At 68.6% G+C, this 12,877-nt stretch carries 9 protein-coding genes; 2 read left to right on the top strand and 7 right to left on the bottom strand.

The window, feature by feature from the left end; genetic code table 11:
* Positions 1-329 precede the first annotated feature (329 nt).
* From ASD35_RS07100 to ASD35_RS07125, 6 genes are all read right to left on the bottom strand, one after another.
* A complete protein-coding gene (locus tag ASD35_RS07100; protein WP_056874169.1) occupies positions 330-1,502 on the bottom strand; it encodes a ribonucleotide-diphosphate reductase subunit beta in 1,173 nt (390 codons plus the stop codon).
* A 156-nt stretch (positions 1,503-1,658) separates the two neighbouring features.
* On the bottom strand, positions 1,659-4,574 hold the full coding sequence (locus ASD35_RS07105; protein ID WP_056874170.1) for a ribonucleoside-diphosphate reductase subunit alpha: 2,916 nt from the start codon (positions 4,572-4,574) through the stop codon (positions 1,659-1,661).
* A gap of 550 nt (positions 4,575-5,124) precedes the next feature.
* Complete coding sequence (locus ASD35_RS07110; protein WP_056874171.1) at positions 5,125-6,576, bottom strand: sigma-54 dependent transcriptional regulator; 1,452 nt, start codon at positions 6,574-6,576, stop codon at positions 5,125-5,127.
* Positions 6,573-8,231, bottom strand: coding sequence for a PAS domain-containing sensor histidine kinase (locus tag ASD35_RS07115; protein WP_157275417.1), 1,659 nt, complete (start codon positions 8,229-8,231; stop codon positions 6,573-6,575). Before ASD35_RS07115 ends, ASD35_RS07110 begins: the two co-directional genes overlap by 4 nt.
* Positions 8,232-8,235: 4 nt before the next feature.
* Positions 8,236-8,481: a PP0621 family protein gene (locus ASD35_RS07120; RefSeq protein WP_056874173.1), complete on the bottom strand. Its 246-nt coding sequence runs from the start codon at positions 8,479-8,481 to the stop codon at positions 8,236-8,238.
* Positions 8,478-9,365 carry an inner membrane protein YpjD gene (locus ASD35_RS07125; protein WP_082579966.1) on the bottom strand — a complete coding sequence of 296 codons (888 nt, stop codon included), beginning with the start codon at positions 9,363-9,365 and terminating at the stop codon, positions 8,478-8,480. The genes ASD35_RS07120 and ASD35_RS07125 overlap by 4 nt, the downstream gene beginning before the upstream one ends.
* Before the next feature lie 55 nt (positions 9,366-9,420).
* Between ASD35_RS07125 and ffh the strand changes: the two genes are divergently transcribed.
* Entirely contained in the window at positions 9,421-10,800 is a 1,380-nt protein-coding gene (ffh, locus tag ASD35_RS07130) for a signal recognition particle protein (protein WP_056874174.1), read from the top strand.
* 242 nt (positions 10,801-11,042) lie between these two features.
* Complete coding sequence (locus ASD35_RS07135; RefSeq protein ID WP_056874175.1) at positions 11,043-11,579, top strand: hypothetical protein; 537 nt, start codon at positions 11,043-11,045, stop codon at positions 11,577-11,579.
* 27 nt (positions 11,580-11,606) lie between these two features.
* On the opposite strand, the gene ftsY is transcribed toward ASD35_RS07135, so the two are convergent.
* Positions 11,607-12,776: a signal recognition particle-docking protein FtsY gene (gene ftsY / locus ASD35_RS07140; RefSeq protein WP_056874176.1), complete on the bottom strand. Its 1,170-nt coding sequence runs from the start codon at positions 12,774-12,776 to the stop codon at positions 11,607-11,609.
* Positions 12,777-12,877 lie beyond the last annotated feature (101 nt).

Genomic DNA, 12,877 nt, shown 5'->3' on the forward strand with positions numbered 1-12,877 from the left:
CGCAGCGGCCTTCTTGGCCGGAGCGGCCTTCTTCGCCGGAGCTGCAGCCTTCTTGGCGGCGGCCTTCTTCACCGGGGTTGCAGCGGCCTTCTTGGCCGGAGCTTTCTTTGCAGTTGCCATGGTTTTCTCCTTGATCAAGTGGAAAAGTCACCGCTCTGTACGGACCGGTCCGCCCAGATACGGCTATTCACCGCTCGAGAGTCGCCCAGGAGGAGCGCCTCGATACGGTGAATGGGATCGCCATGCAGCCCCGCCACGTCTGGCGTGTTGATGCGGGTTTCGCTCGGTGACTGCATTGGCCAGGTCTTGATCTCGTTGCGGCCGGGACTTCAGTCCCAGCTCAATGCCCCGCCCGACTGGTACTCGATGACGCGGGTCTCGAAGAAGTTGCGTTCCTTCTTCAAGTCGATCATCTCGCTCATCCACGGGAAGGGGTTTTCTTCGTTCGGGAACAGGGCTTCGAGGCCGATCTGCACTGCACGGCGGTTGGCGATGAAGCGCAGATAGCCCTTGAACATCGAGGCGTTGAGGCCCAACACGCCGCGCGGCATGGTGTCCTCCGCATAGCGGTACTCCAGCTCGACCGCCTTCAGGAACAGCGCCTTGATCTCGGCCTTGAACTCGGCCGTCCAGAGGTGCGGGTTCTCGAGCTTGATCTGGTTGATCAGGTCGATGCCGAAGTTGCAGTGCATGGACTCGTCGCGCAGGATGTACTGGTACTGCTCGGCCGCGCCGGTCATCTTGTTCTGGCGGCCCATCGCCAGGATCTGCGTGAAGCCGACGTAGAAGAACAGGCCTTCCATCAGGCAGGCGAAGACGATGAGCGACTTCAGCAGCGTCTGGTCGGCCTCGGGCGTGCCCGTGACGAACTCGGGCTTCATGATCGCCTCGATGAAGGGGATCAGGAACTCGTCCTTGTCGCGGATCGACTTCACCTCGTTGTAGGCGTTGAAGATCTCGCTCTCGTCCAGGCCCAGGCTCTCGACGATGTACTGGTAGGCGTGCGTGTGGATGGCTTCTTCAAAAGCCTGGCGCAGCAGGAACTGGCGGGCCTCGGGCGCCGTGATGTGGCGGTAGGTGCCCAGCACGATGTTGTTGGCGGCCAGCGAGTCCGCGGTGACGAAGAAGCCGAGGTTGCGCTTGATGATGCGGCGCTCGTCTTCGGTCAGGCCGTTGGGATCCTTCCAGAGCGCGATGTCGCGGCTCATGTTCACTTCCTGCGGCATCCAGTGGTTGGCGCAGGTGGCGAGGTACTTCTCCCAGGCCCACTTGTACTTGAACGGCACCAACTGATTGACGTCGGTCTGGCCGTTGATGATGCGCTTGTCGGCGGCCTTCACGCGACGTGCCGTCGCCGGTTCGCCGGACAGTTGGGGAGCAGGAATCGAGACGCTGGCGGCTCCGTGCGCAGACGCCGATACAGGCGTCGCCGAAGGCATGACCGCGAGAGGCTTCGCGGCGTGGGTATCAGTGGACTTCAGGTCTTCGTCCCAATCCAGCATGGTGTCTTTCCTATCACTTCGAATTATCGGCAGTGCTTGTGCAAATCAACAAGAACTAGCTACAGCTATTTGCAGCGTTCGCGCAAAGTTTGTTGCGCGTGGGCATCGAAAACAGAAGGCGCCAACTTGTCTATACAAGTTGGCGCCACTGCTTCATTACTGGCACGCCTCGCAATCGGGATTGTCGATCGAGCAGAACTTCATGTCCGTCGCCGGCAGTTCGGGCTCGACCACGGCAACCGGTGCGGTGGGCGCAGCGGCCATCGCCGTGGTGCTGTTGGACACCGCATTGAGCTGGCCCGAGCGCGTGACCGTGCTCTTCTCGGCCTGCGTCGCGCTGATGGTGCGCAGGTAGTAGGTCGTCTTCAGGCCGCGCTGCCACGCGAGCTTGTAGGTCTCGTCGAGCTTCTTGCCCGAGGCACCGGCCATGTAGATGTTCAGGCTTTGCGCCTGGTCTATCCACTTCTGGCGGCGCGCGCCGGCTTCGATCAGCCACACGGTGTCGACCTCGAAGGCCGTCGCATACAGCGCCTTGATGTCCTCGGGCACACGGTCGATGCGGCGCAGCGAACCGTCGAAGTGCTTGAGGTCCATCACCATCACGTCATCCCACAGGCCCAGCGCCTTCAGGTCACGCACCAGCGATTCGTTGATGACGGTGAACTCGCCGGACAGGTTGGACTTGACCGACAGGTTGCCGAAGCACGGCTCGATGGACGCGTCCACGCCGATGATGTTGGAGATGGTGGCGGTCGGCGCGATGGCGACGCAGTTGCTGTTGCGCATGCCGTAAGTCGCGATGCGGCCACGCAGCGCGTCCCAGTCCATCGTCGTCGAGCGGTCCACGTCGACGTAGCCGCCGCGGGCCTCGGCCAGCAGGTCCAGCGAGTCGATGGGCAGGATGCCGCGGTCCCACAACGAGCCCTTGTACGACGAATAGCGGCCGCGCTCCTCGGCCAGCTCGGTCGAGGCCCAGTAGGCGTGATAGCAGACGGCCTCCATCGAGCGGTCGGCGAAGTCGACGGCGGCCTGCGACGCGTAGGGGGTGCGCAGCTGGTAGAGCGCATCCTGGAAGCCCATGATGCCGAGGCCCACCGGGCGATGGCGCAGGTTGGAGTCGCGCGCCTTCTTGACGGCGTAGTAGTTGATGTCGATGACGTTGTCGAGCATGCGCATGGCCGTGCGCACGGTCTTCTTCAGTTTGGCCTGGTCGATCTGGCCGTCCTTGATGTGCTGGGCCAGGTTGACGGAGCCGAGGTTGCAGACGGCGATCTCGCTGTCGTTGGTGTTCAGCGTGATCTCGGTGCACAGGTTGCTGGAGTGCACGACGCCGACATGCTGCTGCGGGCTGCGCACATTGCAGGCGTCCTTGAACGTGATCCAGGGATGGCCCGTCTCGAACAGCATCGACAGCATCTTGCGCCACAGGTCCTTGGCCGGCATGCGCTTGAAGAGCTTGAGCTCGCCGCGGTCGACCTTGGCCTCGTACTCGACATAGGCCTTTTCGAAGGCGGCGCCAAAGAGGTCGTGCAGGTCTGGGCAGGTCGAGGGGCTGAACAGCGTCCAGTCGCCGCCTTCGATGACGCGGCGCATGAACAGGTCGGGAATCCAGTTCGCCGTGTTCATGTCGTGGGTGCGGCGGCGGTCGTCGCCGGTGTTCTTGCGCAGGTCCAGGAACTCTTCGATGTCCAGGTGCCAGGTTTCCAGGTAGGCGCAGACGGCGCCCTTGCGCTTGCCGCCCTGGTTCACGGCCACGGCCGTGTCGTTGACGACCTTCAGGAAGGGCACGACGCCTTGCGATTTGCCGTTGGTGCCCTTGATGTGCGAGCCCAGCGCACGCACCGGCGTCCAGTCGTTGCCCAGGCCGCCGGCGAACTTGCTCAGCAGCGCGTTTTCCTTGAGCGCCTCGTAGATGCCGTCGAGGTCGTCGCTGACGGTCGTCAGGTAGCAGCTCGACAGCTGCGAGCGGCGCGTGCCGGCATTGAACAGCGTCGGCGTGCTGGACATGAAGTCGAAGCTCGACAGCACTTCATAGAACTCGATGGCGCGGGCTTCGCGGTCGATCTCGCCCAGCGCCAGGCCCATGGCCACACGCATGAAGAAGGCCTGCGGCATCTCGATGCGCTCGTCCTCGATGTGCAGGAAGTAGCGGTCGTACAGCGTCTGCAGGCCCAGGTAGTCGAATTGCAGGTCGCGCTCGGCCTTCAGCGCGGCACCCAGGCGGGCCAGGTCGTACTGGCCCAGCTTCTCGTCCAGCAGTTCGGCCTTGATGCCCTTCTTGATATAGCCGGGGAAGTACTCGGCATAGCGCTGCGTCATCTCGCCCTGCAGCACTTCGCCGCCGAGGATCTCGCGGCGGATCGTGTGCAGCAGCAGGCGCGCGGTGGCACGGCTGTAGCCGGGGTCTTTCTCGATCAGCGTGCGGGCGGCCAGGATCGCGGCCTTGTAGACCTCGTCGATGGCGACGCCGTCGTACAGGTTGCGCTGCGTTTCTGCCAGCACCGGGTCCGGCTTCACGTCGGCGCCGAGGTTCTCGCAGGCCGAGGCGATCAGCGACTTCAGCTGGCCCAGGTCCAGCGGGCGGCGCTCGCCACGGTCCACCACCATCAGCGTCGGCTCGGCGGCGCGCGTGGCCTCGCCTTGCGCGGCGCGCTCCTGTGCACGGCGCTCGCGGTACAGCACGTAGGCGCGGGCGACCTCATGGTGGCCGCTGCGCATCAGGCCCAGCTCGACCTGGTCCTGGACGTCCTCGATATGGAAGGTGCCGCCGCTCGGGCGCGAGCGCAGCAGCGCGCGCACGACGTTCTGGGTCAGCTGCTCGACCGTCTCGCGCACGCTGGCCGAGGCGGCACCGCTGGTGCCATGCACGGCCAGGAAAGCCTTCATCAACGCGACGGCGATCTTGCTCGGCTCGAACGAGACCACGGCACCGTTGCGGCGAATGATCTGGTAGGCCTGGTAGCTGGACAGCGCTGGGGCGCTGGGGGCGGCGGCGTCGGATCCGAACGCGACCGGAGAACCCGTGGACGGCGAGGCGGGAACGCCCGGGTTCGAGGCAGCTTCATGCAGCATGAGGAATCCTTTTATCGAGAAATGACGGGCCCATGCGCGGCGGCAACCCGGGGGTCGGGCCGGCGCATCGAGCGTTGCTTCAGTGGGGTATTTCGTCCCTGCCGGTCCCTTGCCAGGCCGGCATTCCGGCTGGCGCCTCGGGCGCATCGCTGCGGGCTCCAAGCCACAGCAGACAGCGAATCCAAGGGGATGGTCATGGGCATCGACTGGGTCAGCAGGATATCACGAAGGACACTATATCTATGGCTCCCAGCCCTTCCAAGCACTACCCCTAGTGTCAAACCCGAGTTCAGATTCAGCTGGAAAAAGTGCCCGCGCGCGCCTTCACCCGATCACATCGGGCTTCGTCCCGCGCAACCCGCATCAGCACTGGGCTGGCGGGCCGAAGCGTGGCGCCAGGCCGCGCCGTTGCTGGGTTTGGCATGCGGGGCCTGCATGCCGCGAGCGGCTTGCGGTGGATTCAAGCAGGGCAAATCCCGAGGTGCAACGAAACGCACACGCGCGCGGGTCGCGCCTCAAGCCGTTCGGCAAGGCGCGCCGGCCAAGCGCCTCAGCTCTCGCCCGCGGAGATCGCCAGTCGGGCCATGCGATAGCGGATCTGGCGCAGCGAGAGGCCGAGGCTGGCCGCCGCGGCCGTGCGGTTGAAGCGGTGCAGCTCGAGCGCGCGCAGCAGGATGGCACGCTCGACCTCGTCGAGGTAGCTGGCCAGGTCGCTCGGCAACTGCTCGGGCAGCGACAGGCCTTCTGCGGTCGGCACCGCGGCGACTGGCGTCTCCAGCGCGGCGAACTGCGATTCGCCGCGCCCCTCATCCAACAGCGCGTCGGGCAGACCGAGGTCGTCGGCGTCTATCCATTCACCGCCCGCCAGCGCCAGCGCGCGGTGCAACAGGTTCTCCAGCTCGCGCACGTTGCCGGGGAAGGCATAGCGTGACAGCGTCTGCAGCGCGCCGGCCGTCAGTCGCGGCGTGGGCGACACGCCCGCATCCTGTGCGATGCGGGCCAGCACGCGGTTGCTGATCAGCCCCAGGTCCTCCAGCCGCTCGCGCAGCGGCGGCACACGGATCTGGATGACGTTGAGCCGGTAGAACAAGTCCTGCCGGAAGCGCCCGCCCGCCACCTCTGCACCCAGGTCCTTGTGCGTGGCGCTCAGGATGCGCACGTTGATCGGCGTCTCCGCCGTCGCGCCGACCGGGCGCACCGAGCGCTCCTGGATGACGCGCAGCAGCTTGCTCTGCATGGCCAGCGGCAGATCGCCGATCTCGTCGAGGAACAGCGTGCCACCGTCGGCCGCCTGGAAGAAGCCCTCGCGGTCCTCGTTCGCGCCGGTGAAGGCGCCCTTGCGGTAGCCGAAGAACTCGGCCTCCAGCAGGTTCTCCGGGATGGCGCCGCAGTTGACGGCGACGAAGCGCCCCGTGGCGCGGGCGCCGTGGTCGTGGATGGCACGCGCCACCAGCTCCTTGCCCGTGCCGGATTCACCCTGCACCAGCACTGGTGCCATGCTGCGCCCGACCTTCTCGATCAGCGCGCGCACCGCGCGGATGGCCGGCGACTCGCCGACCAGCCGCAGCGCGGTGGCCGTGCCGATCGACGAGGACACCGGCGGCGCCGCCGGTTCGGGCGCCTTCGCGGGCGGCTGGCGGCCCAGCGCCGAGCCGACCACCAGGCGGAACTGGCGCAGGTCCACCGGCTTGGTCAGGTAGTCGAAGGCGCCGGCCTTCAGCGCCTCCACCGCGTTCTCGGCCGAGCCGAAGGCCGTGATGACGATGGCCTTCTCCGGCCGCGCGGCCTGCTCCAGCCAGCGCAGCACGGACAGCCCCGAGCCGTCGGGCAGCTTCATGTCGGTGATGACGGCGCTGTAGGTCGTGGCCTGCAGATGGGCCAGCGCCTCGGCGACCGAGCCGGCGCTGTCGATCTCGTAGCCCTCGCGCAGCAGTGTCAGCTCGTAGAGCGTGCGCAGGTCGGGCTCGTCGTCGACGACCAGCAGTCGGATGGCAGGGCTCATGCGGATGGCGCGGCACGCAGGCGCACGCAGAACTCGTTGGCGGCCGCCTCGGGAGCGCGGCGGTACTCGATGCGGGCGCCGTGGCGCTCGCACAGCTCACGGCAAATATAGAGGCCCAGCCCCGAGCCGCGGCTGCGCGTCGAGAAGAAGGGCTCGAAAAGATGCCGCTCCACGTCCGGGGGCACCGGTGGCCCGGCGCTGCGCACCACCAGCGCCAGCGCATCGCCGTCCCGCGCCAGCCGCACCCGCACCGAACCGGCGCCGTCGTCGGCATGGCGCAACGCGTTGTCCAGCAGGTTGACCAGCACGCGGCGCAGGTGCTCGGCATCGAACAGCCCCAGCAGCTCGGGCGCCTCGATCTGCAGCTGGAAGCGGCTGTCGGCACCGGCCGCCAGGCCATTGACGACGATCCAGTCGACGCAGATCTCGTGCACCAGCGCGCTGACGTCCAGCGTCTGCGTGTCCGGCTGCACGCCGGGCGCGACCTCGGTCACGTCGTCCACCAGGCGCTTCAGGCGCTGCACGTTGGACGCGACCATGCGCGTCAGCTCCTCGGCGCGCATGCCGGCCACGTCCTCGGCGATCAACGCGTTCGCCTGTGCAATCGCCGCCAGCGGGTTGCGGATCTCGTGCGCGATGCCGGCCGACACGCGGCCCATGGCCGCGAGCTTCTCCTGACGGGTGCGCGCCAGCAGCGCACGGTTGTCCTCGACGAACAACACGCACAGCTCCTCGCTGCCCTCGCGCTGGCGCGTGAAGCGCAGCCTCAGGCGCAGGCTGCGCGTCACGCCGCTGTCCAATGGCAAGGCCACGTCGATCTCTGCGCCCGAGCCGCTGGCATGCGCCTGCTCCAGCGCCTGCACCAGCGGTTGCCAGTCGCCGCGGCCGCGCAGCTGCCAGCTCAGCTCGCCGCCGGCCGCGCCCAGCAGCGTGCGCGCGGCCGGGTTCATCGCCCGCACGCGGCCGCGGCGATCGACGACCAGCACGCCCTCCTGCATCTCGTCGATGACCAGCCGGTTCAGCTGCTCCTGCTGGCGGGCCAGCGCCAGGCTGCCGCGCGCCGCCCTCTCCTCACGCGCCAGCCGCGCGCTCAGCTCGCCGGCCAGCAGGCTCACCGCGAACAGCCCGCCACCGACGAGGCCGGCCTGCGTCGTCTTCAAGCCCACGTCCACACCCAGCAACAGCGACCAGGCTGCGGCGAGCAGCAGCCCCAGTGTGGCCATCGCCGCCGTCGCCAGCGCCAGCCGGCGCGGGCTCAGCACGGCCGCCATCAGCACCGGCATGACGAACAGCGCGCCGTAGTTCACCCCGCTCGGGTCCAGCGCATGCAGCACGCCGAACAGCAGCAGGTCGATGCCGATCGCGCTCCACCAATGCGGGCTGCTGATGCGCGCCAGGCTGCGCGCCGTCGCGCCGCGGCGCAGCTGCGGCAGCAGCCACAGCGCGGCGGCGGCCACGGCGTAAAACGCGCTGAGCGCCATCGTCGAGGGCGCCGGGCGGGTCGACAGCAAGGCGGCGATCAGCTGCGCGCCGATCAGCGCCAGGCCCAGCGCCGCGCGGGCGGCGAGGAAGGCGCGGTACAACCGCTCGAAGGCGGCGCTGCTCTCGGCCGGCTCGGCCGGCGGGGCTTCGACGAACCAGCTGCCTTGGGACACCCTCTCAGCCCTGGCCTTCACGGGCCTCGAAGCTGTTGCGGTGGCCCGTGCTGCAAAACACCCCGCCCTTGCCGGGCAGGGCCTCGTCGGCTGGCAGGTGCATGCCGCACTCGGCGCAGCGCAGCATGGCCTGGGGTTGCGCGGGCGACGCCGGCTTGCTGCGTGCCCCCGGCTCCCGCGGCCGCGAGCGTTTCACGCCGAGGAAGAAGAAGAACGCTGCCAGCAGCAACAGCAGCAACAGGTACTTCATGCGCCGCCCCCGTTCATGCCGCGCTGCAGGATGACCTCGAGGACGAAGCGCGAGCCGGCGTACGACAGCAGCAGCAGCGCCGCGCCGGCATACAGCCAGCGGGTCGCGCGCCGGCCGCGCCAGCCGTAGATGCGCCGGCCGACGAGCAGGCCGGCCAGCACCAGCCAGCCCAGCACGGCGAGCAGGTTCTTGTGGTCCCAGCGCCAGGTCGGCGTGAACCACCAGCCCAGCAGGATGGCCAGCGACAGGACGCCCACGCCGGCGGCGACGAACTGGAAGGTCAGCCGCTCCAGCTGCAGCAGCGGCATCTGCCCTGAAATGGCGCCCGGCGCGGCCTGCTTGTGGCGCAGCCGTGATTCGGCGCGGTTCATCAGAGCCGCATGCAGCACCGCGACGCCGAACAAGCCGTAGGACGCCAGGCCCAGCACCCAGTGCAGCGGCGCCCAGGGCGATGCGGCCAACGGGCGGCTCTCGCCGGGGAAGCTCCAGGCCAGCAGCACCGCCGCCGCCGCCAGCCAGGCCAGCACGCGGCGCACGCTGTGCAGCGGCAGGAAGCGGCTTTCGATCAGATAGACCGTCAGCACCAGCCAGGTCGTCATCGACAGCGCCGGCGCGAAACCGAAGCGCGCGCCGGGCGTGACCAGGCCGAAGCCGCTGATGTCGATGAAGAGGGCGACGAACTGCGCCGTCCAGGCCAGTGCCATGGGCGGCACCGAGCGCAGCGGCGGGCGCGTGGGCGCTTGCCCCTCGTCGGGCCGGGCGCGCAGCAGCCCGACCCAGACATAGCCCAGCAGCGCCAGGCCGCTGGCGATGGCCAGCGCGACGCCAGGGCCGACGGTTCCGGCCGCGGCGGCGTCTCCCAATGGGGCGGGCGATAAACTCATGGCTGCAGTGTACTTTTGGGTGCCGCGCGTTCTGCCGGTCCAACCCTCCCCAACGATGGCTTCCAACCTCACCGACCGCCTGAGTCGCCTCGTCAAGACGATGCGCGGCCAGGCCCGCATCACCGAGAGCAACGTGCAGGACATGCTGCGCGAGGTGCGCATGGCCTTGCTAGAGGCCGACGTGGCCCTGCCCGTGGTGCGCGACTTCATCGCCCGCGTGAAGGAGAAGGCGCTCGGCCAGGAGGTGGTCGGCTCGCTGAACCCCGGCCAGGTGCTGGTCTCGGTCGTGCACAAGGAGCTCGCCGCGACGATGGGCGAAGGCGTGGCCGACATCAACCTCGCCGCCCAGCCGCCCGCCGTCATCCTGATGGCCGGCCTGCAGGGCGCCGGCAAGACGACGACGACCGCCAAGCTCACCAAGCACCTGATCGAGAAGCGCAAGAAGAAGGTGCTGACGGTCTCCGCCGACGTCTACCGCCCGGCCGCCATCGAGCAGCTGAAGACAGTGACCAAGCAGGCCGGCGGCGAGTGGTTCCCGTCCGAACCGAACCAGAAGCCGCGTGACATCGTGCTCGCCGCGCTGGACCATGCCCGGCGCCACTACTTCGACGTGCTGCTGGTCGACACCGCCGGCCGCCTGGCCATCGACGAAGCGCTGATGGCCGAGATCAAGGACCTGCACGCGGCGGTCGATCCGGTCGAGACGCTGTTCGTCGTCGACGCGATGCAGGGCCAGGATGCCGTCAACACCGCCAAGGCCTTCAAGGAGGCGCTGCCGCTGACCGGCGTCATCCTGACCAAGCTGGACGGCGACTCGCGCGGCGGCGCGGCGCTGTCGGTGCGCCAGATCACCGGTGCGCCGATCAAGTTCGCCGGGGTCTCGGAAAAGATCGACGGTCTGGAAGTCTTCGACGCCGACCGCCACGCGGGCCGCGTGCTCGGCATGGGCGACATCGTGGCCCTCGTCGAGCAGGTCACCGCCAACGTCGACATGGCCTCGGCGCAGGCCATGGCGGAGAAGCTCAAGAGCGGCAGCGGCTTCGACCTGAACGACTTCCTGCAGCAGATCGCGCAGATGAAGAAGATGGGCGGCCTCGGTGGCCTGATGGACAAGCTGCCGCAGAACATGATGGGCAACAAGCAGCCCGGCCAGGCCGATATGGACCGCGCCGAGCGCGACATGAAGCGCATGGAAGGCATCCTGCGCGCGATGAGCGCCAAGGAGCGATCGCACCCGGCCCTGCTGATGGACGGCAAGAGCAAGGCCAGCCGCAAGCGCCGCATCGCCGCGGGCGCCGGCGTGCAGATCCAGGACGTCAACCGCCTGCTGAACCAGTTCGACCAGATGCAGCAGATGATGAAGAAGATGAAGGGCGGCGGCCTGATGAAGATGATGAAGCGCATGGGCGGCATGAAGGGCTTGCCCGGCATGTGATTGGCCGGGGCAGCCCAGCAGCACAAGCAGCGCGCAGCCGATCAGGCCCAGGCCACCCCACTCCGGCCCAGCACGCCGCGGTGCGCCGGCGGCGGCTGCTTTCGAGGTCCGGGCGCGCCCGGCGTTCGAGCAACTCGGCTCGAGCGGCCTGGCGCAGGAAACACAAGCGCACACAACTGCCCCCAAGGTCGAAGGAGGGCGGCGCATGGCCAAACGGCGCGCCGGCCGCTAGGGTGTGGCGCATGCTGAACCTGCAAATCCCCCGCACCGTGGGCGCCTGGCTGAGCCGGCTCACCGGCCAGGACGCTCCCGCCCGCGCCGAGCTGACCGACACCGTGATGCGCTGGCCGCCCACTCCCGCGCGCGTGCTGGCGAGCGCGGAGCGCCATGCCCACAAATGCCTCGCCCACGCGCTGGCGCTGGAGCACCCCAGGGGCTACCTGCTCGCACACGTGCCGCTGCACAAGCTGGTGCGCGTGCCGCGCCACAACTCGTACCGGGAGTGGCTGTCGCGCACCGGGCTGCTGACCGTCGACTTCGCGCTGTGCGACGAGCACGGCGTGGTGCGGTCGGTGGTGCTGATGCCGCTCAACGACGACCCACTGCGCCAGGCGCGCAAGCGCGACCGCCTGCTGCGCGTGCTGGGCGCCACCGACCTGGCCGTCACGTCGTGGGACCGCGCCTGGCAGACCGACGACGGCGAACGGCTGCGCAGCGCCCTTTTTCCGAAGCCACGGGGTGCCGGCTATTTCGCCGACACGCCGCACGCAGCTCATTGAGCGACCCGGCGGCGCGGGCGCGCCAGGTCACTCCAGCAGTGCCCGTGCGAACTCGCGCGCGCTGAAGGTCTCGAGGTCTTCCAGCTTTTCGCCCACGCCGATGAAGTAGACCGGCACCGGCCGCTCGCGCGCGATGGCCGCGAGCACGCCGCCCTTGGCGGTGCCGTCGAGCTTGGTGACGATCAGGCCGGTCAAGCCCAGCGCTTCGTCGAAGGCCTTGACCTGGTTCAGCGCGTTCTGGCCGGTGTTGCCGTCCACCACCAGCAGCACCTCGTGCGGCGCATCGGCTTGCGCCTTGGTGATGACGCGCTTGATCTTCTTCAGTTCCTCCATCAGGTGGACCTGTGTCGGCAGGCGGCCGGCGGTGTCGGCGATGACGACATCGGCGCCGCGCGCGCGGCCGGCGTTGACCGCATCGAACGACACAGCCGCGGGGTCGCCGCCCTCCTGGCTGATGATCTCGACCTTAGCGCGATCGGCCCAGACGCCCAGTTGCTCGCGCGCCGCGGCGCGGAAGGTGTCGGCCGCGGCCAGCAGCACCTTCTGGTCAGCCTCGGCGAGATGGCGGGTCAGCTTGCCGATGCTGGTCGTCTTGCCGGCGCCGTTGACGCCCACGACCATCATGACGGTGGGCGTGTAACGGCCCACTTCCAGGCCCTTCTCCAGCGGCTTGAGCAGTTCGCTGAGCGCGTCGATCAACAGCCCGCGCACGGCCTGCGGGTCGCTGGCCTTGGCGTCCTTGACGCGGCGCTTCAGGTCATCGAGCAGGAACTGCGTGGCCTTGACGCCGGCATCGGCCATCAGCAGCGCCTCTTCCAGTTCCTCGTAGAGGTGGTCGTCGATCTGCGTGCCGGTGAAGACGCCGGCGATGCTGCTGCCGGTCTTGCGCAAGCCGGCGTGCAGGCGCTCCAGCCAGCTCTGGCGCGGGGCGGCGGCCGGCTCCGGGGCGGGCGCCGGTGGCGGCGGGGCGATGACGGCCGGCGTCGGCGCAGGCGGCCTGGGCGCCGCGGGCTGCTGTGCGACCGGCGTGGCCACCGGGGCGGCGACCGGTGCGGGCCTCACCACGGGTTGTGGTTCGGGCGCAGGGGGCGGAGGGGGCGGCGAACTGGCCGGCTTGGTGACCCAGCCCTCGGGCAGCAGGATGGGTGCGTCGTCGGACGCCGGGGCCGGCGCCGTCTTCTTGAAGAAACTGAACATGGCCGCCATTCTCGCCGGCCCTCGCGGCGGGCGCTTTCTCGCACGCGCTTGATTTTTTGGGGCGGCGAACGGGGGGACACTGATTCAGGCTCCCCGCACTC

The sequence above is a fragment of the Pelomonas sp. Root1444 genome, assembly GCF_001426885.1.
Lineage (GTDB): Bacteria > Pseudomonadota > Gammaproteobacteria > Burkholderiales > Burkholderiaceae_C > Pelomonas.